Source organism: Gordonia phthalatica, from assembly GCF_001305675.1.
Classification (GTDB): domain Bacteria; phylum Actinomycetota; class Actinomycetes; order Mycobacteriales; family Mycobacteriaceae; genus Gordonia; species Gordonia phthalatica.
The window spans coordinates 823,659-848,963 of record NZ_CP011853.1 but is presented as its reverse complement, the minus strand read 5'-3'; the positions used below and the strand labels follow the sequence as shown (position 1 = coordinate 848,963).

The 25,305-nt window shown below is 70.2% G+C and carries 25 protein-coding genes; 16 read left to right on the top strand and 9 right to left on the bottom strand.

What is annotated here, in order from left to right; all coding sequences use genetic code 11:
• Window positions 1-107: 107 nt before the first annotated feature.
• The 5 genes from ACH46_RS03945 to ACH46_RS03925 all read left to right on the top strand — a co-directional run bounded on the left by ACH46_RS03945 (window position 108) and on the right by ACH46_RS03925 (window position 4,867).
• A complete protein-coding gene (locus tag ACH46_RS03945; RefSeq protein WP_062391776.1) occupies window positions 108-803 on the top strand; it encodes a 5-oxoprolinase subunit B family protein in 696 nt (231 codons plus the stop codon).
• The gene (locus ACH46_RS03940) at window positions 800-1,666 is read left to right on the top strand and encodes a 5-oxoprolinase subunit C family protein (protein WP_062391775.1); all 867 of its coding nucleotides are present in this window, start codon (window positions 800-802) and stop codon (window positions 1,664-1,666) included. The genes ACH46_RS03945 and ACH46_RS03940 overlap by 4 nt, the downstream gene beginning before the upstream one ends.
• Before the next feature lie 45 nt (window positions 1,667-1,711).
• Window positions 1,712-2,701: an oxygenase MpaB family protein gene (locus tag ACH46_RS03935; protein ID WP_062391774.1), complete on the top strand. Its 990-nt coding sequence runs from the start codon at window positions 1,712-1,714 to the stop codon at window positions 2,699-2,701.
• Window positions 2,702-2,804: 103 nt separating this feature from the next.
• Window positions 2,805-3,737, top strand: coding sequence for an alpha/beta fold hydrolase (locus ACH46_RS03930; RefSeq protein ID WP_062394940.1), 933 nt, complete (start codon window positions 2,805-2,807; stop codon window positions 3,735-3,737).
• Window positions 3,738-3,793: 56 nt separating this feature from the next.
• Window positions 3,794-4,867, top strand: a complete 1,074-nt coding sequence (locus ACH46_RS03925; protein WP_062391773.1) for a YihY/virulence factor BrkB family protein — start codon at window positions 3,794-3,796, stop codon at window positions 4,865-4,867.
• A gap of 175 nt (window positions 4,868-5,042) precedes the next feature.
• Here ACH46_RS03925 and ACH46_RS03920 read toward each other — a convergent pair whose 3' ends face one another.
• The 3 genes from ACH46_RS03920 to yczR form a co-directional block, all read right to left on the bottom strand.
• A complete protein-coding gene (locus ACH46_RS03920; RefSeq protein ID WP_062391772.1) occupies window positions 5,043-6,320 on the bottom strand; it encodes an MFS transporter in 1,278 nt (425 codons plus the stop codon).
• A gap of 62 nt (window positions 6,321-6,382) precedes the next feature.
• Entirely contained in the window at window positions 6,383-7,096 is a 714-nt protein-coding gene (gene pdxH, locus ACH46_RS03915) for a pyridoxamine 5'-phosphate oxidase (RefSeq protein WP_062391771.1), read from the bottom strand.
• A gap of 11 nt (window positions 7,097-7,107) precedes the next feature.
• A complete protein-coding gene (yczR, locus tag ACH46_RS03910) occupies window positions 7,108-8,571 on the bottom strand; it encodes a MocR-like transcription factor YczR (RefSeq protein WP_062391770.1) in 1,464 nt (487 codons plus the stop codon).
• Window positions 8,572-8,631: 60 nt separating this feature from the next.
• Between yczR and yczE the strand changes: the two genes are divergently transcribed.
• The 5 genes from yczE (at window position 8,632) to ACH46_RS03890 (ending at window position 12,829) form a co-directional block, all read left to right on the top strand.
• A complete protein-coding gene (yczE, locus tag ACH46_RS03905; RefSeq protein WP_062391769.1) occupies window positions 8,632-9,267 on the top strand; it encodes a membrane protein YczE in 636 nt (211 codons plus the stop codon).
• 182 nt (window positions 9,268-9,449) lie between these two features.
• Window positions 9,450-9,530, top strand: coding sequence for a hypothetical protein (locus tag ACH46_RS21905; protein ID WP_417935293.1), 81 nt, complete (start codon window positions 9,450-9,452; stop codon window positions 9,528-9,530).
• 63 nt (window positions 9,531-9,593) lie between these two features.
• Window positions 9,594-10,727, top strand: coding sequence for a phosphoserine transaminase (serC, locus tag ACH46_RS03900; protein WP_062391768.1), 1,134 nt, complete (start codon window positions 9,594-9,596; stop codon window positions 10,725-10,727).
• A gap of 195 nt (window positions 10,728-10,922) precedes the next feature.
• A complete protein-coding gene (gene sepH, locus ACH46_RS03895; protein WP_062391767.1) occupies window positions 10,923-11,966 on the top strand; it encodes a septation protein SepH in 1,044 nt (347 codons plus the stop codon).
• Window positions 11,967-11,983: 17 nt separating this feature from the next.
• On the top strand, window positions 11,984-12,829 hold the full coding sequence (locus tag ACH46_RS03890) for a DUF6928 family protein (RefSeq protein WP_062391766.1): 846 nt from the start codon (window positions 11,984-11,986) through the stop codon (window positions 12,827-12,829).
• Window positions 12,830-12,974: 145 nt separating this feature from the next.
• Here the strand turns inward: ACH46_RS03890 and ACH46_RS03885 are convergent, their stop codons facing one another.
• Window positions 12,975-13,844, bottom strand: a complete 870-nt coding sequence (locus ACH46_RS03885) for a TrmH family RNA methyltransferase (RefSeq protein WP_062391765.1) — start codon at window positions 13,842-13,844, stop codon at window positions 12,975-12,977.
• A gap of 74 nt (window positions 13,845-13,918) precedes the next feature.
• Here ACH46_RS03885 and ACH46_RS03880 point away from each other — a divergent pair, with 74 nt between their 5' ends.
• Window positions 13,919-15,160 (top strand): GNAT family N-acetyltransferase, encoded by a 1,242-nt coding sequence (locus tag ACH46_RS03880; RefSeq protein ID WP_226995755.1) that lies wholly within the window; start codon window positions 13,919-13,921, stop codon window positions 15,158-15,160.
• Between the two features lie 79 nt (window positions 15,161-15,239).
• Here the strand turns inward: ACH46_RS03880 and ACH46_RS03875 are convergent, their stop codons facing one another.
• Window positions 15,240-16,754, bottom strand: a complete 1,515-nt coding sequence (locus ACH46_RS03875; RefSeq protein ID WP_062391764.1) for an NCS2 family permease — start codon at window positions 16,752-16,754, stop codon at window positions 15,240-15,242.
• 99 nt (window positions 16,755-16,853) lie between these two features.
• Between ACH46_RS03875 and ACH46_RS03870 the strand changes: the two genes are divergently transcribed.
• Window positions 16,854-17,108, top strand: coding sequence for a DUF2530 domain-containing protein (locus tag ACH46_RS03870; protein WP_062391763.1), 255 nt, complete (start codon window positions 16,854-16,856; stop codon window positions 17,106-17,108).
• Here ACH46_RS03870 and ACH46_RS03865 read toward each other — a convergent pair.
• From ACH46_RS03865 to ACH46_RS03855, 3 genes are all read right to left on the bottom strand, one after another.
• Window positions 17,084-17,731 carry a phosphatase PAP2 family protein gene (locus tag ACH46_RS03865; RefSeq protein ID WP_226995754.1) on the bottom strand — a complete coding sequence of 216 codons (648 nt, stop codon included), beginning with the start codon at window positions 17,729-17,731 and terminating at the stop codon, window positions 17,084-17,086. The two genes, ACH46_RS03870 and ACH46_RS03865, sit on opposite strands and share 25 nt — an antisense overlap.
• Before the next feature lie 790 nt (window positions 17,732-18,521).
• Window positions 18,522-20,510, bottom strand: coding sequence for a sacsin N-terminal ATP-binding-like domain-containing protein (locus tag ACH46_RS03860; RefSeq protein WP_335334158.1), 1,989 nt, complete (start codon window positions 20,508-20,510; stop codon window positions 18,522-18,524).
• Window positions 20,491-21,351, bottom strand: a complete 861-nt coding sequence (locus ACH46_RS03855) for a DUF3027 domain-containing protein (protein WP_082399376.1) — start codon at window positions 21,349-21,351, stop codon at window positions 20,491-20,493. The genes ACH46_RS03860 and ACH46_RS03855 overlap by 20 nt, the downstream gene beginning before the upstream one ends.
• 94 nt (window positions 21,352-21,445) lie before the next feature.
• Between ACH46_RS03855 and ACH46_RS03850 the strand changes: the two genes are divergently transcribed.
• Complete coding sequence (locus ACH46_RS03850) at window positions 21,446-23,230, top strand: MFS transporter (protein WP_062391760.1); 1,785 nt, start codon at window positions 21,446-21,448, stop codon at window positions 23,228-23,230.
• Between the two features lie 25 nt (window positions 23,231-23,255).
• On the top strand, window positions 23,256-23,852 hold the full coding sequence (locus ACH46_RS03845; RefSeq protein WP_062391759.1) for a DUF2771 family protein: 597 nt from the start codon (window positions 23,256-23,258) through the stop codon (window positions 23,850-23,852).
• 68 nt (window positions 23,853-23,920) lie between these two features.
• Here the strand turns inward: ACH46_RS03845 and ACH46_RS03840 are convergent, their stop codons facing one another.
• The gene (locus ACH46_RS03840; RefSeq protein ID WP_062394937.1) at window positions 23,921-24,346 is read right to left on the bottom strand and encodes a cold-shock protein; all 426 of its coding nucleotides are present in this window, start codon (window positions 24,344-24,346) and stop codon (window positions 23,921-23,923) included.
• 113 nt (window positions 24,347-24,459) lie between these two features.
• Between ACH46_RS03840 and ACH46_RS03835 the strand changes: the two genes are divergently transcribed.
• Window positions 24,460-24,669, top strand: a complete 210-nt coding sequence (locus ACH46_RS03835) for a hypothetical protein (RefSeq protein ID WP_062391758.1) — start codon at window positions 24,460-24,462, stop codon at window positions 24,667-24,669.
• Window positions 24,666-25,196, top strand: coding sequence for a flavin reductase family protein (locus ACH46_RS03830; RefSeq protein WP_062391757.1), 531 nt, complete (start codon window positions 24,666-24,668; stop codon window positions 25,194-25,196). Before ACH46_RS03835 ends, ACH46_RS03830 begins: the two co-directional genes overlap by 4 nt.
• The last annotated feature ends 109 nt before the right edge of the window (window positions 25,197-25,305 follow it).

Below are 25,305 nucleotides of genomic sequence, written 5' to 3'. Positions count from 1 at the left end.
TAACAACCTAGTCGTGGTTCGACCATGACGCCGCATGAGGGTCCCTACTCGGCGCCCGCGACGATCGTTGCGTCCTCAGCTTACTCACATGTCGGTAGGTTGATGACATGCGAGAGCTACCAGCGGGAAGCGACGGGATCCTCCTTGACTTCAGCGCCGGAGCGTCGCCGGAGCCTGAGGCGCAGCTGTGCGCACGGGCGCTGCGGGCCGCGGTCGACGACGGCCGCCTGCCCGCGTGCGACGTGGTACCCGCGGCGGAGACGATCCTCGTCGAGGCGCTGCCGGGAGCCGGACTGGACCAGCTCGCCGTGTTCCGCATCGTCCATGCGGCGCGCCGTGAGTTCTCCGGCGCGGCAAGCACATCCGAACCTGAATCACCGGCGGCGCCGACGCCCGATCTGACGCTGTCGACGGTGTACGACGGCGCCGATCTGAGTGAGGCCGCGACCCTGTTGGACGTGTCCCCGGAGCGGCTGATCGAAGCGCATCAGGCGGTCCTGTGGCGGGTGCAGTTCATGGGCTTCGCGCCCGGCTTCGGCTACCTCATTCCGGACCCGTCGAGCAAGCCCGAAGACTGTGAGATGTTTCAACGGATCACCCGCCGTTCGCAGTCGCGCCCCTCGGTGCCCGCCGGTTCGGTGGCCGTGGCCGCCGGGTACAGCGCCGTGTATCCGCGGAGCAGTCCGGGCGGATGGTTTCTCCTCGGTCGCACCGAGGCGACGATGTGGGACAGCACCGCACGACCGCCCGCTCTGCTCGCCGCGGGAACCACGGTCCGGTTCGTCGCCGAGGCCGCGTCGTGAGCGCGTCGCTCACCGTGGTGAGCACCGGACCGCTGGCCACATTCCAGGACCTCGGCCGCCCCGGCTTCGCGCACCTCGGGGTGCCGCGGTCGGGCGCCGCCGACCTGCCCGCACTCCGGCAGGCCAACCGCCTCGTCGGTAACGCGGAGGGCGCTGCGGCCGTCGAGGTGACCCTCGGCGGGTGGTCGGCGCGCGCGACGGGCCGACTGCTGATCGCCGTCACCGGCCCCGCCGTCCGGGTGCGGGTGGGCGGCAAAGACGTCGGCAGCCACGGCGCGGTGCCCGTGTCCGACGGCGACCTGATCGAGGTGTCCACCCCGCCGCGCGGCTGCCGGAACTACGTCGCGGTCCGCGGGGGTTTTGACGCCCCCGCGGAACTCGACTCCCGCTCCACCGACACGTTGTCCGGGCTGGGTCCGGCGCCGCTGCGGAACGGTGACGTCCTGGCGGTCGGCACCGACGCCGACGTCTGGCCCGCCACCACGTTCGCACCGGCCGGGGCGGTTCCCGACCTCGTGGATCTGATCGCCGACCCCGGTCCGCGCGACGATCGCCTGGTCGACGTCGGCGTCCTCGCCGTCGGCCGGTGGACGGTGACGCCGGCGAGCAACCGGGTGGGCCTGCGCCTCGACCGGACCGACGCCGCCCCCCTCCCCCGCCACCGCGACGACCTCCCCGAGCTGCGCAGCGAAGGCGTCCCGTTGGGCGGCGTGCAGATCCCGCCGAGCGGTCAGCCGGTGATCTTCCTGGCCGACCACCCGGTGACGGGCGGCTACCCGGTGGTCGCGGTCTTGAATCCGGAGTCGGTCTGGCGCGCAGCGCAATTGACCGCGGGCGACGTCGTCCGGCTGCGCCTCCGCTGACTCAGACCGATTGACAGACTGAGACGACTTACATAGGTTCGTCTCATGACGCAGGTAGAGACGGTCGCGAAGGCCCCACACCTTCCCGCTCCCGGCCCCGACTCGGTGACGTGGAAGTACTTCGGGAGCTGGCGCGGAATGCTCATGGGGCTGTGGTCGGGCTCCATGCAGAACATGCACCCGAAGCTCGCCGCCGGCGTCTGGGACCACTCCGACTTCTTCGGCGAACGCTGGGAGCGGCTGATGCGTTCGCTGTATCCGATCAGCGGCGTCGTCTTCGACCAGACGCCCGCGACCGGACGAGAAGTGCGCGACTACCACCTCACCATCAAGGGGACGATGGAGAACGGCGAGCGCTACCACGCCCTCGACCCCGACGTCTTCTACTGGGCGCACGCCACCTTCTGGTACGGCAACATCCGATGCGCCGAGGCCTTCGGTCCGCCGATCAGCGAGGCCGACAAGCGCGCCCTGTTCGACGAGTCCCGCGCCTGGTACGCCCAGTACGGCGTCAGCATGCGACCGTGTCCCGACACCTACGAGGAATTCCTCGAGTACTGGGACCACATGTGTCGCCACGTGCTCCGCGACCACGCCGCCGTCCGCACCGTCCTGGACATCACCCAGCTCCCGCCGCCGCCGTGGATGCGGGGCTGGATGCCGACGTGGCTGTGGCGCAGGCAGGTCGCCGTGGTCGGACGGCTGTTCATGTGGATCACCACCGGCCTCTACGACGAGCCGATCCGCGAAATGATGGAACTGTCGTGGACCGACGCCGACCAGCGGCGCTTCGAGCGCTTCGGCAAGGTCGTGAACCTCGTCATGAACCTGGTGCCCGCCCGCTACGAGAAGCACCCGCGACCGCGCGACGCCGTCGACCGCGTCGCCGGCCGTGTCCCGGCCGACGCCCCGCTCTTGGAGACGCCGGCGCGAAACCTGCCGTCGGGCGTCGAGCGCGACAACCCGATCCACTACTGCCCCGTCACTGCCGCCCGCCGCGCCAACCTGCCGTGGCAGAGCAACGAGGAGCGATAGCGGGACGTCTCCTCTGAATGCGCGCCGCACCGTGCGGCCTCATGCGAGGGTGGTCGGCGTGCAGCCGCTCACTCACCGCACCGTCGACCTCCGCGACATCACCATGTCGATCACCGAGCAGGGCGACGGCGAACCGATCGTCCTTTGCCACGGCTTCCCCGGCCTCGGGTTCAGCTGGCGCCATCAGATGAGTGCGCTGGCCGAGGCCGGCTACCGGGTGATCGCGCCGGACATGCGCGGCTACGGCGGGACCGATGCGCCGTCGGACTCGCGACTCTACGACCGCACGCACACCGTCGCCGACCTCGTCGGACTGCTCGACACGCTCGGCCTCGACCGCGCGGTGTTCGGCGGTCACGACTTCGGCGCACACCTCACCTGGGATCTGCCGACCCTGGCGCCCGATCGTGTGCGCGCACTGATCCAGTTCAGCGTCCCGCGCCTCCCGCGGTCGCCGATCCGCCCGTCGGCAGGGTTCGCGCACATGGCGGCAAAGCATTTCATCCACTTCCACTACTTCCAGACGCCTGGAGTCGCCGACGCGGAACTCGACGCGAATCCGGACGAGTTCCTCGCGAAGATCTTCCACGCGCTCGGCGGCGCCGGCGACTATCTCTCCTGCTGGCAGCACCCGTCGGAGGGCAACGGGTACCTGGACGTGCTGCCCGCGGCACCGCCGCTGCCGTGGTCGTGGCTCAGCGCCGAGGAGTTCGACCGGTACGTCGACGAGTTCGCCCGCACCGGGTTCACCGGCGGGCTCAACTGGTACCGCGCCGAGGACCTGGTGTGGGAGCAGACCGTCGACACCCACGACCTGCCGATCACCGTCCCGACCGCCTTCATCGCCGGCGCGCAGGATCCGGTCCTGACGATGATGGGCCGCGCGGCACTCGCCACGATGGCCGACCTGGTCCCCGGCCTGCGGTCGACGCTCGTCGTCCCCGGCGCCGGGCACTTCGTCCAGATGGAAGCGCCCGCGACCGTGAACGACGCGATCACCGGCTTCTTGCGCGATCTGGAATCGCCGACCCCGTAAGGTCTTTCCTTGACATCCGCCGGTGGTAGTTCTTCGAGTCGACGAGGGGGTTCTCGGTGTCGTTCGCCGCGTCCTTCGACGATTTCCAGCGTCGCCACCCGAAGGCCGGTTTCCCGCTCGCGGTGATCTACAAGTACGTCGACGATCAGGGCGGCTACCTCGCAGCACTGATCACGTACTACGCCTTCGTCTCGCTGTTCCCGCTGCTGCTGCTGTTCACGACCATCCTCGGCTGGCTGCTGCAGAACAACACGGCGTTGAAGGACCAGATCCTCAACACCGCGTTCGAACAGATCCCGGTCATCGGCAGCCAACTCCACGACCCCGAAGGTCTGACAGGTGGGACCACCACCGTCGTCGTCGGTCTGGTCGGCGCGGCCTACGGTGCCCTCGGTGTCTCGGTCGCGACGCAGAACGCGATGAACACCATCTGGGGCGTGCCCAGGAACTCCCGCCCCAACCCGATCACGGTCCGCCTCCGCGGTGCCGCGCTGCTGGTCTCGATCGGGCTGGCCCTGATCATCCTGGTCGGCATCAACATCGCGGCGACCCACCTCGGTGACGGCTGGCAGACCCTCTCCCCCTACGTCGGCGTGTTGCTCGGAACCGCCGTCTTCGTCGTCCTCTTCCGCCACGGGACCGCACGACCGGTCCGGGTCCGCGACGTGCTGCCCGGCGCCGTGCTCGCCGCCCTGGGCTGGCAGGGCCTGCAGGTCTTCGGCGCCGTCTACATCACCCGCGTCGTGGCCCGCAGCCGCGACGTGACCGGTGTGTTCGCGGTGGTCCTCGGTCTGATCGCCTTCCTCTACCTGGCCGCGGTGCTGATCGTGGTGTGCCTGGAGATCGACGCCGTCCGCGTCGACCGCCTGTATCCGCGGTCGCTGCTCACCGAGTTCACCGACAACGTGCACCTGCTGTCGGGCGACGTCGCCGCCTACACCCGGTACGCGCAGATGCAGCGGCTGAAGGGCTTCCAGAAGATCGCCGTCACCTTCCGCAATCCGCTCGACGAGCCGCCGAACGATCCACCCCACACGGACACGGCACCGCTCGACGCGCCCTCGACGGACCTGCCTGAGCTCGGCACCGAGCTGCGCACCGAACCGATCCGGCGCCCTCCGCGCGACTGAGGAGCCTAGGCCGTGTTGCGAAAGTCCACTGCCTTGGATCGGTGGATCCGATGGACGGCTGGCAAGGCGGAGGAGGGAGGCATAGCGGTAGCTATGTCGACCGACGACAACGCAGCCAGGCGTTCATCGGGCCGCCGAGACAGGCAAAGGGACTCATCCAACACGGCCTAGGGCACTAGTTGTCGATCGCCGCCCGGTAGCGCCAGAACACCGGCACGGCCAGCGCCGCCACGACAGTCAGGATCACCACCAGGATGCCGCCGCCGGCCACGGTGACCGCGGTCCCGGCCACCGCGGCCGTCGCACCGTGGGTCACGTCGGCGATGCGCGGACCGCCCGCGACCACCACGATGAACACGCCTTGAAGGCGACCGCGGACATCGTCGCTGCCCGCCGACTGCAGCATGGTCTGGCGGAACGCGGCCGAGGCCATGTCGGCGGCGCCGCCGACCATCATCGCGAAGACGACGATCGGCAGGATCGGCAGGATGGTGCCGCGCGCGAACACGAGGACGGCGCCGGCGACAGCGATCGACGCGCCCCAGATCAGGATGCAGATCACCACGGCGCGGCCCTGCCGCTCCACGTTCGACACCCAGCCGGAGAAGACGCCGCCGACCACCGCGCCGAGCGGGATCGCGATGAACAGGATGGCGAAGGCGACGCCGCCGTCGGTGGGGCCGCCGAAGCTCTCGTGCGCGATCTGCGGGAACAGGGCGCGCGGCATGCCGAAGATCATCGCGATGAGGTCGACGACGAACGACATCAGGAGCACCTTGTGCCCCTTCAGGTAGATGAGGCCGTCGATCACCGACCGGAAACCGGCGGTCGGCGGCGCGACGCCCTCCTCGTGTTCGGGTGGCAGCGGAGGCAGGGTGACGACGGCCCACAGCGTCGCGAACAGACAGATGGAGTCGACCAGGTACAGCGTCGAGAAGCCGAGGATCGGGATCAGGGCACCGCCGACCAGCGGTCCGGCGATGGCGCCGGCCTGCATCACCGTCATGTTCAGGGAGTTGGCGGCGGGCAGTCGTTCCAGCGGCAGGATGCGCGGCAGCACCGCGGTCCGGGTGGGCTGGTTGACGGCGAAGAAGGCCTGCTGGACGGCGAAGATCGACAGCAGCAGCCACACGTTGTTCACGTCCAGCGCCGCCTGCAGCCAGAAAGCGGCCGAGGTGAGGATGAGGCCGACGGTGGTGACCATCAGGATGCGGCGGCGGTCGAAGGTGTCGGCGAGCGCACCGCCCCACAGGCCGAACACGACCAGCGGGACCAGGCCGAAGACGCCGGACAGACCGACGTAGGCGGAGCTGCCGGTGATCGCGTAGATCTGGGCGGGGACCGCGACGATCGTCAACTGCGCACCGATGACGGTGACGATGTTGGCGGTCCACAGACGCCGGAAATAGACGTTCTGCAGCGGCCGCGTGTCGGCCAGAATGCGTCGAGACATGGGTGCCTTCGTGAGGGCCGTCGTGGGCTGTTGCGGCCGTGGACGGTGGCGTCGGTGGGGGCCTAGGGCTGGAGCCGTTCCAGAGTCCAGCCGTCGGCGGTGCGCACCGCGCGGGCCCGGTTGTGCAGCCGATTGGCGCGACCCTGCCAGAACTCGACGACCTCCGGCTCGATGCGGTAGCCGCCCCAGTCGTCCGGGACCGGCACCGGCTCGTCGGAGTCGCGTCCGCCGAAGCGCTCGGCGGTGGCTGCGGCGGCGGCCTCCAACTCGGCGCGCGACCCGATCGGCTGCGACTGCGCGGACGTGTAGCCCGAGAGCTGCGACCCGCGCGGGCGGGAGTGCCAGTAGGCTGCCGTCTCCTCGGGCGTCACCTTGACGACGCGGCCGCGGATGTGGACTTGACGTTCCAGGGCGATCCACGGAAAGGTCGCCGACGCGTAGGGGTGCGCGTCGAAGGCCCGCCCCTTCTGCGAGTGGTAGCCGGTGAAGAAGACGATGCCGCGCTCGTCGGCGCCCTTGCACAGGACGGTGCGGGTGCCGGGCAGTCCGTCGGCGTCGACGGTGCCGACCACCATGGCGTTCGGTTCGGGGATCCGCGCGACGACGGCCTCCGCCAGCCACGCTTCGAACAGGCCGAGCCACGGCGGATCGCCGATCAGCCACGACGGATCGAGGTTGGCCGCCAATCCGTCGGCGCCGGCCGCATCGTCCCCGTCTGCGGCACCGTATCCGACTCGCATACTGGGCAGGTCTACCAGCTTTTTCACGTCCTGCATATTACTTTCGCTCACACCACCAGCCGATCCGGCAGTGCCTGGGCGTCGGCGGGCCGCGTGCACGGTTCGTCGCCGATCGCTCGGCGGTAGGCCTGTCCGACGAGGTCGATCCCGGCCGCCAGGGTCTCGGGGTCGAGCGTGTACGGGATGCGGAGGTGGCTGTCGAAGCCACCGTGCGGGCCGAACGAGCCGCCGGGGATCAGCCGCACGCCGAGCTCGGCCGCGGCGGCCGCCGTGGCGGTGGCGACCGGTCGCGGCAGGCACACCCACAGGCACAGGCCGCCGACCCCGCGGACCGGGACGGCTCCGGGCAGGTGCTCGTCGACGGCCTCCAGTGCGACGGCCCGCTGCAGGCGGAGGGCGTCGCGCCGGGCCGGCAGGAAGTCGTCGAGGTGGCTGAGCGCGTACTGCGCGGCGAACTGTTCGAACACCGCGCCGCCGAGGTCCGACTCGTACCGGGCCAGCGCGTAGGTGTCGGGTCGGCCGTCGACGCGGATCCACCCGACCCGCAGACCGGGCCACACCGTCTTGCTCGCCGAACCGAGGGTGATGATCTCCGCGCCGCGCGGAGCGAACGCCGCCACCGGGGGCGGCGCGGCGACGTCGAGTCCCAGTTCCACCATCGTCTCGTCGACCACCACCGGCACCCGGTAGCGGGCCGAGATCTCCCCGAGGCGGATGCGACCGGCCTCGTCGAGCAGGAGTCCGGTCGGGTTGTGGAAGTCGGGGATGACGAAGATCAGCGCGGGCCGCTGCAGCCGCACCGTCGATTCCAGCTGGTCGAGGTCCCATCCGTGCTCGGGGTGCAGGCCGATGGTGACGGCGCGGGCGCGGTGGCGGGCCAGCGCGAGGATGGTGCCGTGGTGGGTGGGCTGCTCCAGCAGAACGCGGTCGCCGGGTGAGACGCGGATGTCCAGCACCAGCCGCAGCGCGTGCTGGGCGCCGGACGTCACCAGGATCTGATCGGCGGTCGTCGGCAGGCCGCGTTCGGTGTAGCGGTCGGCGATGGTCTCGGTGAGGGCGCGGAGTCCGTTCGGGTACAGGCCCGAGCCGGTGAGATACCCGGGCGCACACTCGAGCGCGTGCCGGTAGCCGTCGTGCACGATCTGCACCGGGGCGGCGGGGGCCGCGATGTTCAGCTTGATCATGTCGCCCTCTGCCCCGAGATCGACGGGTTCGGCGGGCACCTGGACCGGGAGCCGCAGGACGCTGCGCGCACCCTGACGGGACAACAGGTGCCCGCTCTCGCGGAGCGCGGCGTACGCGCCCGCGACGGTGGTGCGCGAGACGTCGAGCGCCGCGGCAAGGGTGCGTTCGCTCGGCAGGCCGGTGCCGACGGGGACGCGGCCGTCCAGAACCAAGACGCGCAGGGCGTCGGCCAGCGCCCGATACGAGGGCTGCGGTCCCGCTGGGCGCCAGGCACCGAGATGTCGGGCGAGAGCTGCGGCACCGATCACGCCGGTCGGAGTCACCATGAGTCCAGTGTTTCACAACTGGCTATGGATTCCAGTACCAGTTTTCGCCACAGTGGAAGCATGTTCACACGACTTCTGGCGCTCGGCGTCGGCCTGGTCCTCTACGGCGTCTCGATGGCGATGATCCTGCACGCCGGGCTGGGCAACATCCCGTGGGACGTGCTGCACCAGGGCCTGGCCGAGCACGTCGGTCTGTCGGTCGGCACCGTCACGATCATCGTCGGCGCCGTCGTGCTCCTGCTGTGGCTGCCGATCCGGCAGCGACCCGGCTTCGGCACCGTCGCGAACGTGATCGTCATCGGCCTGGCGTTCGACGCCGTCAGCCGATTCCTCCCCGACCACCCGAAGCTGCTCGTCGCGATCCCGATGATGCTGGCAGGCATCGTCGTCAACGCCTTCGCGACAGCCCTCTACATCGGCGCCCGCCTGGGTCCCGGCCCGCGCGACGGCCTGATGACCGGCCTCGTCGCCCGCACCGGGTGGTCGGTCCGGGTGGTCCGCACCGTCCTGGAGGTGGCGGTCGTGGTGATCGGTTTCTTCCTCGGCGGCACCTTCGGCGTCGGCACAGTGCTGTACGCGTTCGGCGTCGGCCCGCTGATCCAGTGGTTCGCCCGCGTGATGCGCGTCGACCGCGCCGTCGCCGGCGACATCGCGGCGCAAGCGACGACGGTCACCGACGAGCGGGCGACCTGCTGACTCCCTCCACTGAATGACGGAGTCCCGGACACCCGTCATGATCACTGCACGGCGAAGTACGAGACGGTCATCAACGGAGATTTCGACGACGTCCTGGGCCGTCTGCACGCGGGAATCCTCAACGGCAGCGCGTCGGCGAGCGCAACTTCCTGTCGGCGATCACCTCGGGTGGCAGCCAGGCGGTGTTCTGGAAGGTCAACACGTTCGGCGAGGAGGCCTTCCTCGACTCGCTGATCGCGATCGTGAAGTCCCTGCCCGCGTGAGCCGCCCCACGTGATCGACTGGCGGCGCGCACCGCCCACCAGCACTGTTTTAGAATCGACGACATGACCGATACTGCAATCACGCTGCCCGCCGAACTCCTTCCCTCAGACGGCCGCTTCGGCTGCGGCCCCTCCAAGGTCCGCCCCGAGCAGCTGCAGTCGCTGGTCGACACCGGTGCGTCGGTGTTCGGCACCAGCCACCGTCAGGCGCCGGTCAAGAACGTCGTCGGCGACATCCGTTCCGGCCTGTCCCAGCTGTTCTCGCTGCCCGAGGGCTACGAGGTCCTGATCTCCAACGGCGGCACCACCGCCTTCTGGGACGCCGCGTCGTTCGGCCTGATCCGCGAGCGCGCCCTGAACCTGACCTACGGCGAGTTCTCGTCGAAGTTCGCGACGGTCTCCAAGAAGGCTCCCTTCCTGCAGGATCCGAAGGTCATCTCGACCGATCCCGGAACGGCACCCGATCCGGCCGCGCTGACCGCCGCCGACGTCGAGGGCGTGGACCTCATCGGTTGGGCGCAGAACGAGACCTCCACCGGTGTGGCCGTCCCGGTCCTGCGTCCCGAAGCCGCCGGTGACGCCCTCATCGCCATCGACGCCACCTCGGGCGCGGGCGGCCTGCCCGTCGACATCGCGCAGACCGACGTCTACTACTTCGCACCGCAGAAGAGCTTCGCCTCCGACGGCGGCCTCTACGTCGCCATCGTGAGCCCGGCCGCCCTGGCCCGCATCGCCGAGATCAAGGAGTCGGGCCGCTGGTGCCCCGAGTTCCTGTCGCTGCCGACCGTAGTCGACAACAGCGCCAAGAACCAGACCTACAACACCCCGGCGCTCGCCTCGCTGCTGCTGTTCGCCAACCAGATCGAGTGGATGAACTCGAACGGCGGCCTGGACTTCTGCACCGGCCGCACCGCCGACTCCAGCTCGCGCCTGTACAACTGGGCCGAGGCCAGCGAGTTCGCGTCGCCGTTCGCCGACGAGGCGCACCGCAGCCAGGTGGTCGGCACCATCGACTTCGCCGACTCGGTCGACGCGGCAGTCGTCGCCAAGACGCTGCGCGCCAACGGCGTCGTCGACACCGAGCCGTACCGCAAGCTGGGCCGCAATCAGCTGCGCATCGGCATGTTCCCGGCCGTCGAGCCGGAGGACATCACGAAGCTGACGCAGTGCATCGACTACATCGTCGAGCGCCTCTGATCGCCCCCCTGAGTCACCCACCGCTGCCCGCCGATCCGTTCGGCGGGCAGCGGTGTCTCAGTGCCGCATATCCCGCACGACAGGCAAAACACCTGGCTCGACGTGCGATTCACCGCGTGTCCATCCAGCGTTCGGGCGATGAATTCATTAGGGTTGAACCAATGTCCGCGTACCTGGTGACCGGAGGAGGAGTCGATGCGCGAGCTGCACGCTGATCGCTCCGATGCGGACGGCACGCACATCATCGTCATGGACCTGGAGTCCGGCGAAGAGTTTCAGATCCCGATCGACTCGATGCTGCGCACCCTCATCCATCCGCCCGAGCCGGTCGCCGACGTCGCCGATCCCCCCGAAGACCCCACGGACGACGCGCACGATTCCGCGTCGGACGAGCCGGCCGTCGAGTCCACCGACGAATCCACGGAGTCCGCGCCACTCGAGTCGGTTCCGACCGAGGCTCCTCCCGCGAAGCCCGCCCCGGCCGAAGTCGCCGCGGTCCGCACGCTGACCCCGCGAGAGATCCAGGCCCGCGTTCGCGCCGGCGCCACGGTCGCCGAGCTCGCCGAGGCGACCGGCGTCTCCGAGGACAAGATCAACCGGTTCGCGCACCCGGTGATCCTGGAACGCAGCCGCGCCGCCGAACTGGCCCGGGCCTCGCATCCCATGGGCATCGACGGCCCGACGTCGTGGACACTCGGTGAACTGGTCGCCGAATGCCTGGTCCTGCGCGGCAGCACACCCCAGAACGCGGTGTGGGATGCCTGGCGCACCGAATCCGGCCAGTGGGTGGTGCAGGTGGCGCCCGACCCCGACGAGGACGTCTACGCGCACTGGCGGTTCACCCTCGGATCGCACGGCGGCACCACCGACCCGATGGACGACCTCGCCGTCGAGCTCACCGAGCCCGACCTGGCACGGTCGTACCGCAGGCCCACCGTCGTACCCGCCGCACCGGAACCGCTGCCCGTGCCGGAGCCCCCGACCCGCGAGGTGTCCGACGACGGCCACGAGTTCGTGACGGTGAACGCCGACGACGTGACCGACCAGCAGCGTCGACGCGGACAGGGCCTGTCCGAGGTCCTCGACCTCCGATACGACGACGACACCGAAGTCCAGGCGCCGACGAAGCCCGCGGAGAAGGAGTCGACCACCCCGCGGCACCGCGGCAAGCGCGCGACCCCGACGGTCCCGGCGTGGGAGGACGTCCTGCTCGGCGTCCGCAGTCACCCGAACGAATGAAACGATCTGGAGGCTCGGTGCTGCCGAATATTTCTGTGCTGTGGTTCGTCGACTGCGACGACCCGGCCGCCGAACTGCGTTCGGGCGTCTCCATCGACCCCGCCCAGACCACGTCGTTCATCGAGAAGGCGTTCGCCAACACGGAGATCACCGCGATCGGCACCTCCGACCTCGGGGCGGCCGTCGGCGGCGCCGACAACCGCGTCTTCGCCGCGCACTTCGGCTCACTGGCGGTCCTGGCCGGGCACAGCCTGCGGACCGCCGATCCCAACGAGCTGACGGCGTACCTCGCGGACCTCGGCGTCGGACACACCTGGGCCCTGATCTCGGTGGATCCCGGCGCCGACATCGGCTGCTTCGCCCGCTGGGACGACGGTGACCTGCATCGAGCGTTCGCCGGGACCTCGACATCGATCAAGATCGACGCCGGACTCCCCCACCCGTTCGAAGGCCCGTACTGGGCCGGTGAGCACCCTCAGCCCGACGCGGGCGACGACCCGCTCGCACTCCCCTTCCATCCCGGCGCTCTCGCCGACGCGGCCAACCGAGAGTGGTTCGGCTTCGGTTTCCGCGAGTCCGAGCCCTCGCTCGACCCGGCACGGATTCCGGTCACCGTGTACCGCGTCGGCCCCGACGACGGCCGCGACCAGTTCGTCGAATCGTCAGTGCCCTTGACCGGCGACGCCGCCGATGTCCCCGAGGTCGCCACTCCCGAAGCCGGTGCCGAGGAGACCGAACCGATCGAGCGGGTCGTCGCGCCGGCCGCAACATTCGACGCCGAGACGGGCGATCAGACCGACGCTCAGCAGGAACGCACTCCCGGCCCGATCTCCCGGTACTTCGGCTTCCGCGGGCGGTTGTAGGCAGCTCGAGTCCGATTGCTCGACGAACCGTCGCAGACTTCGTCCCCCTGAGGCCTGCTGCCGGGCATATCGTCAGCGGCGGCCGCTCACGGGGACGAAGTTTGCGCGCGGGTAGCACCCCCTCACGCGGCCGGGCGTCCCCGGCTCACTCCGACCGCGAGATCCGCTCGTAGAAGGCGACGGCGGCGGCGGTCGCGACGTTCAGCGAGTCCGTCCCGCGCGACATCGGGATGCGGGCGCGGACGTCGCAGCGCTGCATCGTCTCCTCGGTGAGCCCCGGCCCCTCGGCGCCGACGAGGAAGGCCACCTTGCCGCCGGTGACGGCACCGGCGAGCGGGACGCTCCCCTCTCCCGGCGTCAGCGCGACGGTCGTGAAGCCCTCCGTGCGCAGCACGTCCAGGTCCCCGGGCCAGTCGTCGGACTTCGCGAACGGCACCAGCAGGGCGTGCCCCATCGAGACGCGAACACAGCGACGGTAGAGCGGATCAGAGCAGTGCGCGCCGAAGATCACGGCGTCGACGCCGAGCCCGGCCGCGTTGCGGAAGATGCTTCCGATGTTCTCGTGGTCGTTGACGCCCTCGAGGACCACCACGGTCCGAGCATCGGCGATCACCTCGGCCACCGACAGCTCCGCCGGCCGATGCGCGGCCGCCAGCACGCCGCGGTTCAGGTGGAATCCGACGGTCTCGGCCATCACGGCGCGGGAGGCCCGGTAGAACGGGACCCCGGCCAGCGACGGGTCGGCGAGGTCCGCGGCCAGTTCCCCGATCCGGCGGTCGACGCCGAAGAACGCGTGCGGGGTGAACCGGGAGGCGATCATCCGCTGCGTCACGAACACGCCCTCCGCGATCACCAGGCCCTTCCCGACGGCACCGTCGGTGCGGACGGCGACGTCGGGGCGTCGGTCCACGTTGCTGAGGTCGCGGAAGTCGTCGACCCGGGGATCCGCAGGATCGTCGATGTCGATGACGGTCACGGCCAGGCCGTCGTACTGCGCTGCATCCGGGACGTTCACCCGTCAACGGTTTCACATCGTCGCAGCTCCGCATGCACTGCATCGACCGCCGTGAGCTTTGGCACACTGGACGGGTGAGCACTTCGATCTCTGAGCCCGAATCCAACGACCCGCTCTCCCTGGAGCGGCCACGGGGAACGGACTGGCCCGAGATCCTCGCCATCGACGCCCGCGCCTTCGCGCTGCCGAAGCCGCTGCCCGGCGACGAGATGATCGAGTTCCGCAACCGTGCGGGCGAGGGCGACACCGTCGTCATCCGCGACACCGCCTCCGACGGGCAGCCGATCGTCGCCGTATCCCTGTACTTCCCGGTGCCGGTGACGGTCCCCGGCGGCGGCATCGCGACCACGGCGGGACTGTCGTGGGTGTCGGTGTCGGCGACGCATCGTCGACGCGGACTGCTGCGCCGGATGCTGACCGAGCAGTACCGCACGTGGCGCGCGCACGACCTCCCGTTCGCCACCCTCACCGCCTCCGAGGGCGGCATCTACGAGCGCTTCGGATTCGGTCCGGCCGCCTTCTCGCACCAGATCCGGGTGGAGCCGCCGGCCGCGGACTTCCGCACGCCGGCCCCCGCGGACTCCCGCGTCCGCTACGGCAACCAGGAGCAGATCGCCAAGCACGTCCCCGCCGTCCACGCCCGCTGGGCCGCCGGTCGCACCGGTGCCATCACCCGTCCCGACACCTGGTGGCCGTCGATCATGGCCGACCGCAGTTTCCGCCGGAACTCGCAGACCAGCGGCCTGCACTACCTGCTGCACGCCGACGGCTACGCCGCGTACCGGATCGACGCCCGCGACAAGACCGCCCTGGTCGGCGACTTCGTGGCGGCCACGCCGCAGGCCCACACCGACCTGTGGCGCGTCCTCACCGGCCTCGATCTCGTGTCCGCGGTGAAGGCGTCGATCCCGGTCGACGATCCCCTGCCGCTGAAGCTGCGCAACGCGCGCGCCGTCGAGGTGCAGGGCCGGTCGGACGAGCTGTGGCTGTCGATCCTCGACGTCGTGAAAGCGCTGGAGCTGCGCACGTACGCTGCCCCGGGCGACTTGGTCCTCGACATCGCCGACGGCTTCGGCGACCGCGGCGGACGCTACCGCCTGACCGTCGCCGACGACGGCACCGCGACCGCCGCCCGGACCGACGACGACGCGCACCTCGCCATCGACATCGCCGCGCTGTCGAGCCTGTACCTCGGCGGAATCACCGTCCGCCAGATGGCGGCCGCCGGCCGAATCGACGGCGCCGACGACGATGTGGCGCTGCTGGGCGCGATGCTCGCCGTCGACGTCGCACCGTTCTCGGGGACGTTCTTCTGACGCGGAGTGTCGAGTCGAGCCGACTTCCGAGGCCGAAGGCCGAGGGGTCGGTCGAGACCGGGGGAGTCTCGCCGGGTCGCTACCCCACCAGGTTCGAGATCGGTCCTCGCGCGAAGTAGGCGATGAACAGGGCCGCGACGATGAACAGCAGCGGGTGCATGCTCTTGCGGTCGCCCCGGGCCACGGCCATGACGGCCCAGCTGATGAAGCCGACGCCGATGCCGTTGGCGATGGAGTACGTGAACGGCATCGCGACGATGGTGAGGAACGACGGGAGCGCGAACTCGAACTTGCTGAAGTCGATGTCGCGGATCTGGCCCATCATCAATGCACCGACGATCACCAGGGCGGGTGAGACGGCCTCCATCGGCACCACGCTGTAGAGCGGGGTGAAGAACATGGCGGCCAGGAACAGGACGCCGGTGACGATGTTCGCCAGACCGGTGCGCGCACCCTCGGCGATGCCGGCCGACGACTCGACGAGCACGGTGGCCGACGACGAGGCGGCCGCACCGCCGACGATGGCGCCGGTGCCCTCCACGACCAGTGCGCGGCCGATGCCCGGCAGGTTGCCCTGCTCGTCGGTGAGGCCGCCCTCCTTGCCGAGGCCGGTCATGGTGCCCATGGCGTCGAAGAAGTTCGACAGCAGCAGCGTGAAGACGAAGATCGAGGCGATCAGGACGCCGACGCCATCAGAGGTGAAGGCGCCGAACACGTCCACCTTGCCGACCAGGCTGAGGTCGGGGAGGCCACCGACGCCGTCGGGCAGCTGCGGGATGTTCATGGCCCAGCCGCCGTGGCCGTCGGACGCCTTGCCCAGGTGCATGATGCTCTCGACGATGATCGAGACGACGGTCATGACGACGATGCCGAGCAGCAGACCGCCGGGCACCTTCTTCACCACGAGCACACCCATCAGCAGGACGCCGATGACGAAGATCAGGGTGGGGACGGTCGCGATGGAGCCGTCGTCGCCGAGCTGCACAGGCGGGGCGCCCGCGGCGGCGGGCTTGGTGACGAAACCGGCGTTGATCAGCCCGATGAAGGCGATGAACGCACCGATGCCTGCGGCGATCGCCGACTTCAGTTCCGGCGGGACTGCGTTGAAGACGGCGGTGCGCACGCCGGTGAGACCGAGCAGGACGATGATGATGCCGTTGACGATCACCAGGCCCATGGCCTGCGGCCACGACATCTGCGGCGCGATCGTCACGGCCAGCAGGCTGCTGATGCCGAGGCCCGCGGCGATGCCGAACGGATAATTGGCGACCATGCCGAAGACGATCGACATGACGCCGGCGACCAGCGCGACCACCGCGGAGACCTGCAGCATCGGCAGCACGTCGCCGAACTTGTCGGCGTTCATCGGCTCGCCGGGAACGCCGCCGATGATGATCGGGGTCAGGACGACGATGTACGCCATCGTGAAGAAGGTGACCAGTCCGCCGCGCACCTCGCGGCCGACGGACGTCCGCCGCTCCTTCAGCTTGAAGTACCTGTCCAGCACTCCGCCGCTGCTCGACGACTCCTCGCTGATCGGAGTCGGTTCGGGGCTGCTCGCCTCCTGCGAATCGGTGTCGACCGGGTCGGTCATCGGCAAGTCCTTCGCTTTCGCCTGTCAGAAGTCGAGAACAATTGTTGCGCGACGCCGCCGACGACGATGCGCCACCCCAGCGAAAGCTACCCTGTACGCATGCCTGACGTGTCCCAGATCCCCGAGCTCCCCGCAAAACTCCGGGCGCCCGAACCGGTCATCGTCATCGGAATGCTGATCTGGGCGGCGGCCACCCTCATCGTCTGGCTCACCGACGTCGGCCCCGACAGCGCCCTCACGATCTGCCTGGTCGGGTTGGGCGTCGGGGTCCTCGGCACCACCATCGTGCTGGTGCAGAAGGCCGCGGTCCGCCGTGGCTCGCGCGGCGCTCAGGAAGGGCTCGACGTCCCCTGATCCGCGGGGCTGCTCGGCTGCCCGGGTCGACCCGTCGCGTGTTTGGTCCCCATCCGCAGCAGTGCCGGTCTACGGACGATCTGCGCGTGTCCGAACAGGCAGACCGCGAGCCAGATGAGGCCGAACAGCCAGCCGAACAGCACGTCCGACGCCCAGTGCACGCCCAGGTACACGCGGCTGACGCCGATCAGCAGGACCAGGATCGGCAGCCAGACCAGTGCCACCGCCCGTTCCCGGACACGGGGGAACACGCGGAAGGCGACGACCGCCGTCAACCCGTACACGACGGTGCTGAGCATGGCGTGCCCCGAGGGAAAGGCGGCTCCGCCGACGTCGATCAGCCGGTCCTCCACCGGCGGCCGGTCGCGGGAGAACAGCAGTTTCAGGATCATCATCAGGATGTAGCCGCTGAGGCTGCCGACGACGATCATCGAGGCGAGGTCGATGCGGTTCGAGAGCCAGGCGACCACGAAGACGCCGATCACGACGAGGGTGAGCGGCAGGGTGTCGCCCATGGCGGTCACCATGTGCATGACGGAGGTCAGCGGTTCGTGTCGTGACTCGACCACCCAGTCGGTGATGCGATCGTCGATCGGGAACTGCTGCACTGCCTGCCCTCCCACCCGAAGGTCCGTCGGCGCGGATCCGTTTCGCCGCGCACTTCACCGTACCGTCAGCGGCGGTCGCGGCGGGTCAGGTGGACGGTGCCGTCGGCGGCGACCCACAGCGGAACCCGATGGCGCGTCGAGGTGTCGCCGTCGGTGAGGGTGACGTGCAGGTCGTCGTGCAGCCGGATCTCCCGCGGTGCCACGAGTCCGGTCGCGGCCAGGAGCGCGACGGCGTCGCGGGCATCCGGGTCCGCGGGATCGCCGTCGGGGTCGGGCAGCGCGTGGTAGCGGTCGGCGGCGGTGGTCGCATCCAGCAGGTCGGCCAGCAGCGCCGCGTCGGCGGGAGTCGGGGGCAGACCGGGCACAACCGCGGCGTCGGCGGGCAGCACGGACGTCCACCACGGGGCGTCGACGACGATCGGATCAGCGGTGGTGCCGCCGGTCAGGGTCCGTGCGCGGTCCGGCGGCGTCACGTCGGCGACGGTGAACAGTCCCCCGCGCAGGCCGGCGAGCAGGGCGGCGTGGGCGCGGGCGGCGACACCGGGCGCGATGTCGCGGCGATCGTCGGCGAGGGCGGCCAGCCAGGCTTCAGCGTCCTCGGCGTCGTCGGGAGTCGCACCGGCGAGCAGTGGGACGGCTGCGTCGGGACCCTCGACAGCGTCGAAGAGACCGCGGAGGGCCGGGTCGTCGACGGCGCGGTGCTGCCGCAGCGGGACGCCGTCGATCTCGGCGTAACGCCGCAGCCACCAGCGGGTGTATCCGCCGGCGAGGAGCGGTGCGGTGGATTCGTCGGTCGCCAGCAGCGTCAGGGCGGCAGGCCAGCGGTCCGGGTCGACGAGGTCGAGATCGCGGATCGCGGTGAGCTCGTCGGGCGGGACCTCGTGGGAGTCCCACCAGGCGTCCTCGTCGGGCAGGTCGTGGTCGGGTGCGACGGGCGCCGGGTCGTGCACCACCGAGAAGCCCCAACCGACGCCGAGCCGACGGAGCGCGTCGGTGCCGTACCGGTCGACGACCTCTGCGGCGACGGTGCCGAAGGGCGAATCGTCGACCAGGACGCGGCGAGCGGGCTGTCGGGCAGCAGGAGTTCGTCGGCGGGCCAGTCGTCGCCGTCGGTGCCGCGCAGTTCCAGGACACCGAGTGACGACGGCGCCGGTGCGGCGTCGGGCAGCGACAGCAGGCGCAGGACGATGTCGGCGAGGTCGCGGTGGTCGTCGGCGGCCTCCAGTTCACCGAGGAGTCCGGGATGGTCGAGGGCCTCGCTCGGCGTGATGCGGGTCAGGCCGAGCCGGTCGAGCAGCGGACTGTAGGCGGCGGGGGCGAGAGTCGGCACCCAGGTCGGGGCGGGCGGGTCGTCGACCGCGTCGAGCCCCTCGATCAAGAACAGGCCGCGGGCGCCGACGTGCATGCGGCCGTCGGCGCGCGGGACCGGCAGGGTTCCGAGTTCCTCCGCATCGCGGCTGTCGACGACGGCGCCCTCCAGGGCCGCGTAGAGGTCGGCCCACCACGAAGGCGGCTTCTCGGTTCCCGCGAGCAGTTCCGCGAGGTCGGCCAGACCGAGCTGCCGGGCACCGAGTCCCACCAGCAGCGATGCCGTCACCCGGTCGCTGACGTCGGGGTGCGCGAGGGGTTCCAGAAGGTCGCCGAGGATCGCGCCGAGGTCCGGGGTGAGACCAGGGAACACCCAGGTGCGCGTCGGTGCAAGCGCCTCCCCCGTCGCTGACGGCACCCACTGCGCCGCGGCGAGCCGGTCGCGGACGGCATCGCGGAGCAGGGCGTCCACGCGGCCCGCGGCGAGGGCCGGCGCGGGGATCAGCGCCTGCTTCTGGTCGTCGGGCACCAGGGCGACGAGTTCCGGGTAGCCGTCAGCGGCCGCGGCGACGTCGGCCGCGGGGTGCAGTTCGCGGCGATCGGGCGTCAGCGGCAGCCGGGCGATGAGCCGCGCGGGCAGGGTGGTCTCGATGTCGGTGGCGGTGGGGCTGCGCAGAACATCGCGCTCCAGCGGGAGCACTCGTCCGTCACGGAGCGGAACCAGCCAGCGGGTGGTCGCCGATCGGGCCTGCAGCCAGCGCGCGCACTCCGCGCCGTCGGCGGTCACGATCACCTCGTCACCGTCGACGCGGCGGGCGAAGGCCCGGCCGTCCACCTCGATGCGGTCGATCGATTCCAGTTCCAGCAGCAGGTCGGGGGCCTGCTCGGCGGCCTCGGCGACGAGGGCGGCCGCGACGTCCGAGTCGGCGACGTCGAGGGTCACCTCGGTGTCGTAGCCGTCGGCGGGAACCGCGGACGACGGCCACGCGAGCCGTTGCGCGGGGACGGTCGCGGCGCTGGGCAGACGCTCGGCGACGGCCGCGCGGGACCGGGCCGCGTCGAACTCGATGGAGCCGCTGCGCGAGGCCACGACGACGCGGGAGGCCAGGGAGGTGGCGCGGAACCCCATGCCGAAGCGGCCGACGGTGCCGGTCTCCGGGTCGGCGCGTTTCGGGGAGACGCGCAGCGCGGTCAGGGAGCGGACGCCGTCGGCGGTCAGCGGGGCGCCGGTGTTCGCGACGCGGACGGCGGCCCCGTCGGCACAGATCGCCACGTGTCCGACGATCCCGGCGGCACTGGCCGCATCGGCGGCGTTGGCGCAGAGTTCGGTGAACAGTCGGTCGCGGTAGCCGATCTCGCGGAGTTCCGCTTCCGCGGCGGCGTCCTCGGCGAGCCGGGTCGGCGACGCGATCCAGCCGTCGAGCGTCGCCGCGCGGAGGGCGGCGGTGCCGAAGGGATCGGGCAGGTCAGCCTTCTGCGGGGGCATCGGCTGCCGACGACGACGCGTCGGCGGGCTTCACGATCGTCACGACCTCGACGGCGCCGTCGTCGTAGGCGTCGTACGCGGGGCTGCCTTCGCCGCCCGCCACGCGGACGTCGGAGTGGGCGCCGCAGCCGTAGTCGGCGGAGACGGCACGACCGTCAGCGGCCAACTCGTTGGCGCACACGCCGAACGCGCCGTGCAGGGCACCGGCGATCGGCAGGTAGAAGCCGCAGGTGCCGCACGAGTGCCGGGCGTTGCGCGCCATCGGCGAGGCGGGCCCGTATTCGCCGTCGTACCAGCGCTGCGCGGCGTCGGCGCGGCCGTCGAAGGAGAGGAGTCGCTTGCGTCCCAGGCCGATTTCGGCAGCCACCTGGCCCACCTGGTCGCGGTCGACCGGGTCCACATCGAGGGTGTCGATCTGACCCGAGACCAGTCGCGGATCGTCCTCGGGGGCGGCGAGCATGTCGCCGGGCCCCAGGTCGCCGGGGGCAACGCGGTCCACCCACGGCACCCATTGCGGCGCGAGGAGGGCGTCGTCTCCGGGGAGCAGCACCGTCTCGCTGACGGTCAAGCCGGCCGAGTCCGGCGCACCCGCCACGACGACGCACCACTGCCAGCCCCGATAGCCGGGAACCTGCGCGGCGAAGTAGTGGGTGGCGGCATAGTCGCCTTCAGCACGGGCGCCCAGATGCTCACCTGGAACCTCGCCGTCGGCGACCAGCGCGTCACGCGCGAAGTCGACGGCATCCACCAGCGCACTGTTCGCCGGGGCACCGCTGTCGATTGCAACACTCACCCTTCCAGTGTGCAATAGCGGCCGCCCGGAATGCACGTCAGGGACCATTATCGATGGTTTTGGGGTCGGTTCGTCGTCCAGACGAATCCTCGGTGCGCGCCTCATCCGATCTCTGTCGGTGCGATAGGGAACAATTGATGTCGTGAATCCTCGTCCACCCGGTAGCGGCCGTCCCAGCGACGGCGGTCGGCAGCAGCCTCCGCGCCGACCGCGGCGCCCTGCGCCGCACCCCGGTCAGGCGAACTACCCCGCCGACCCGCGCCCACGTGTCCCCACACGGCCGTTCGATCCCCGGCAGCGACCGGCGAGCAACGGCTATCTGCCGCCGCGCACCCACAATCCGCATCTGCCGCCGCTCGATCCGCAGCACGATCCGCTCGAGGAGCCGACCACCCGGATCGACGCGCCGAGCGGCGATCAGCGGGTTCCGGACGCGGAGTACGTGCCGCCGGAGAAGGTGACGGTGGTGCGCGTGATGGCGCGCCGGTCCAAGTACTTCACCGAGCGCGGCGTCAAGATGGTCCATCGCGCAGCCATCGCCGACGGCGCCGACCGGTCGGGGCTCACCGCCCTGACGCTGCCGGTGATCGCGAACAACACGGTCGACGCCGCCATGGCCGTCGCCCTCGCGAACACCCTGTTCTTCGCGGCCGCCACCGCCGACTCCAAGGTCAGCGTCGGGCTGTACCTCGCCTTGACGATCGCACCGTTCGCGCTGATCGCACCGCTCATCGGTCCGCTGCTCGACAAACTGCAGAACGGCCGGCGCATCGCGATGGCGAGCACCTTCGCCCTGCGCGCCGTGCTGGGCCTGCTGATCATCGTCAACTTCGACTTCAACGCCGACACCCAGCAGATCGAGTACTCGCCGTACGTGCTGTACCCGTGCGCGCTGGGTCTGATGGTGCTGTCGAAATCCTTCGGCGTCCTCAAATCGGCTGTCGCGCCGCGCGTGCTGCCGCCCTCGATCGACCTGGTCCGCGTCAACTCCCGCCTCACCACGTTCGGCCTGCTCGCCGGCACCATCGTCGGCGGCGGCATCGCCGGCGCCCTGGAATTGGCGCTCGGCAAGGGCCTGCACTTCCCCGGGGCCATGGTGTTCCTGGTGCTTGCAGCCGGTGTCGGCGCCTTCTACTGCATGCGGATCCCGTCGTGGGTGGAGGTCACCGAGGGCGAGGTCCCGACCACCATCACCTACCGTGGCGGACCCGACACCGAGACCGTCGCGCCGTCGGGGCAGAGTCTGCCCAAGCGGTTGGCCGCCAAGATGCGTCAGCCACTCGGCAAGGCCGTCGTGACCGGGCTGTGGGGCAACGGCACCATCCGCATCCTCACCGGCTTCATGACCCTGTACGCCGCGTTCTACGCGAAGGCGCAGCAGACCGACGACAGCTCCGGCTGGGCGCAGCTCCTGCTGCTGGGCGCGGTCGGTGCCGCCGCCGGTGTCGGCAACGCGCTCGGTAACGGCGTCGGCACCCGCATCGAGTTGAAGCATCCGACGCGGATCATCGTTTTGTCCACCGCCGCGACCTTCGTCGGTGCACTCCTGGCCGCTCTGTTCGGCCAGCTGCTGTTCATGGTGATCGCCGCGTTCATCGGCTCCGCGACCAGCGCCATCGCGAAGGTCTGCATGGATTCGAGCATCCAGGACGATCTCCCCGACGAATCCCGCGCCTCGGCCTTCGGGATCTCGGAGACCGTTCTACAGCTGTGCTGGGTGCTCGGTGCGGCACTCGGCGTCCTGCTGCCCACCGAACTGTGGATCGGCTTCACCGTCGTGACCGTGCTGCTCGGCATCGGTCTGGCGCAGACCGTCCTGACCAGTCGCGGTGCCACCCTGGTTCCGGGTGTCGGCGGTCGCCGCCCCGACCACGCCTCACCCACCATGCCCATCCAGATGCCCACTCAGCCGCGACCGCGCGGATAGCCCCAACGGAGAGACGAGTTCAGACGTGCTGCAACCGGGAGACAAGAAGGCCCTCGCGATCATCGGAGCGGTGGTGGTCGCCGCGCTCGTGATCATCGCCGGTGCGACGGCACTGCTGGTCCGCGGTCACGAGAAGCCGCTCCCGACGGTCGCGCTGACCGCCGAGGACGGCCTCGCGCAGGTGGAGCCGTCGTTCTGGTGCTCGGAGAAGTTGACCGACTGCCGCAACCTTCAGTTGAACGCCGACGGCACGCCCGTCATTCGCACCGTCGACCACCCCGTCCGCATCGGAGACGAGACCTGGGTGTCGGTGCCCGAGGAGATCTCGAGCAGCCCGTGGGCGTTGCTGGCCGAGTTCGCGACTCCGCGCGGACTGGAACGCGTCCAGTGGATCCACCTGCCCGACGAGAAGTCCACCCAGGTCTTGAAGAGCACGCCGGACCGAGTGCTGATCGGCATCGAGGTGTCGGTGGTCTCGGCGGTCCAGCTGCCCGCGCCGGGTCAGAAGGAGGCCACCGACGAGGGCGACTTCCCGTTCCGCGGCGTCTTCTCGGTCCGAACGCTGCCGGTCGGCTTCGACATCCCGAACAAGACTCCGCTCGACGGCACGCAGGGCGACTGATCCCTCACAGCGGAACGCCCCCGCCGATCCTCACGATCGGCGGGGGCGTTCCACGTTCCTGAACGGTGTCAGCGATCGAGCTCGCGGGTCACGCCGCGCACCACTTCGGAGATCAGCTGTGCGGTCTTGCGGTCCGGGTAGCGGCCGTTGCGCAGGCCCGGCTGCACCTTGCTCTCGAGCAGGGTGATGAGGTCGGCGACCATGCCGTGCAGCTCGTCGGGCGACGGCCGCTTCGCATCGCGGTCGCGGTCACGGCGAGCATTTTCGCGAGTGTTGCGGGCGACGCTCGGCGCGGGCTCCAGCACGGAGACGCGCAGCGCCTGCGGGCCGCGTCGACCGGCCGCCATGTCGAACTCCACCTTCTGCCCGACCTTCAACTCGGAGACGCCCTCGGGCAGCACATTGGCGCGCACGTAGACGTCTTCTCCGTCAGGCTGCGACAGGAATCCGAAACCCTTCTCGGAGTCGTACCATTTCACCCGGCCGCTCGGCACCGCGATCACCTTCAACTGAGGTCGTCTGCCACATACAAAAGCGCCTGGCCCGATGGCAGTCCGAGCAGAGGCGCGCTACTGCTCATGGTAGCGCCACGACTACCGTGGATGCCATGCAGACCCAGAAGCCCTCCCGCTTGCTCCCGGTGGTGGTCGTCGTCTTCGGACTCGGCATGATCGCCGCTCTCGCGCTGCTGATCCCCGCGGTCCGGCAGTCCGGGACCGCGCCGGTCGCCATCCTCTACATCCTCGCGATGTGCGCCCCGGTGAGTCTGCTCGTCGGAGTGGTCGCCGCGCTCCTGTCCGGGCGGCGCAGTCGATGACCACCTCGATGGGCGCGGACCGCCCTCTGAGCCCGGTCACCGACCAGTCGGCGCTGAAACGCGCCTTCAGCTGCTTCCCGTCCGGAGTGGTGGCCGTGTGCCGCCGCGACGACGCCGGCGCGCCGATCGGCATGTCGGCCAGCGCGTTCACCACGGTCTCGCTCGATCCGCCGCTGGTGTCGGTGTGCGTGCGCAACGGCTCGGCGACGTGGCCGAGCCTCAAGGCGCCCGGCACCGTCGGCGTCAGCGTCTTCGCCGCCCACCAGGGCGAGCTCTGCCGTCGCCTGGCGGGCCCGACGGAGGAACGGTTCACCGACATCCATCCGATCTTCGACGAGTCTGGTGCCGTCTTCGTTCCCGGCGCCACGGCCCACCTGGCCTGCACGGTGTTCTCCGAGATCCCCGCGGGCGACCACTTCGTCGTGCTGCTGGCGATCGAGTCGCTGCGCTGCGATCCCACCGTCGACCCCCTGGTCTTCCACGCGAGCAGCTTCCGCGCGCTCGAGGCTCGTCGCGCCCAGATTTGAGTGGCCGACGTCTCAGTTGCGGTGTGATCTTATTCACATAACAGATCGATAACGAACCGGACACGGGATGGGGGTCATGGGCCTGAACAGCGCCGACGTGATTTCGTCC

Bases quoted from the DNA above. Each gene is read 5' to 3' on its own strand.
- ACH46_RS03945 (WP_062391776.1), top strand. From the start codon at position 108: ATGCGAGAGCTACCAGCGGGAAGCGACGGGATCCTCCTTGACTTCAGC.
- ACH46_RS03935 (WP_062391774.1), top strand. From the start codon at position 1,712: ATGACGCAGGTAGAGACGGTCGCGAAGGCCCCACACCTTCCCGCTCCC.
- ACH46_RS03930 (WP_062394940.1), top strand. From the start codon at position 2,805: ATGTCGATCACCGAGCAGGGCGACGGCGAACCGATCGTCCTTTGCCAC.
- ACH46_RS03920 (WP_062391772.1), bottom strand. From the start codon at position 6,320: ATGTCTCGACGCATTCTGGCCGACACGCGGCCGCTGCAGAACGTCTAT.
- pdxH (WP_062391771.1), bottom strand. From the start codon at position 7,096: ATGCAGGACGTGAAAAAGCTGGTAGACCTGCCCAGTATGCGAGTCGGA.
- yczR (WP_062391770.1), bottom strand. From the start codon at position 8,571: ATGGTGACTCCGACCGGCGTGATCGGTGCCGCAGCTCTCGCCCGACAT.
- yczE (WP_062391769.1), top strand. From the start codon at position 8,632: ATGTTCACACGACTTCTGGCGCTCGGCGTCGGCCTGGTCCTCTACGGC.
- serC (WP_062391768.1), top strand. From the start codon at position 9,594: ATGACCGATACTGCAATCACGCTGCCCGCCGAACTCCTTCCCTCAGAC.
- sepH (WP_062391767.1), top strand. From the start codon at position 10,923: ATGCGCGAGCTGCACGCTGATCGCTCCGATGCGGACGGCACGCACATC.
- ACH46_RS03875 (WP_062391764.1), bottom strand. From the start codon at position 16,754: ATGACCGACCCGGTCGACACCGATTCGCAGGAGGCGAGCAGCCCCGAA.
- ACH46_RS03870 (WP_062391763.1), top strand. From the start codon at position 16,854: ATGCCTGACGTGTCCCAGATCCCCGAGCTCCCCGCAAAACTCCGGGCG.
- ACH46_RS03860 (WP_335334158.1), bottom strand. From the start codon at position 20,510: ATGCCCCCGCAGAAGGCTGACCTGCCCGATCCCTTCGGCACCGCCGCC.
- ACH46_RS03855 (WP_082399376.1), bottom strand. From the start codon at position 21,351: ATGGTCCCTGACGTGCATTCCGGGCGGCCGCTATTGCACACTGGAAGG.
- ACH46_RS03835 (WP_062391758.1), top strand. From the start codon at position 24,460: ATGCAGACCCAGAAGCCCTCCCGCTTGCTCCCGGTGGTGGTCGTCGTC.
- ACH46_RS03830 (WP_062391757.1), top strand. From the start codon at position 24,666: ATGACCACCTCGATGGGCGCGGACCGCCCTCTGAGCCCGGTCACCGAC.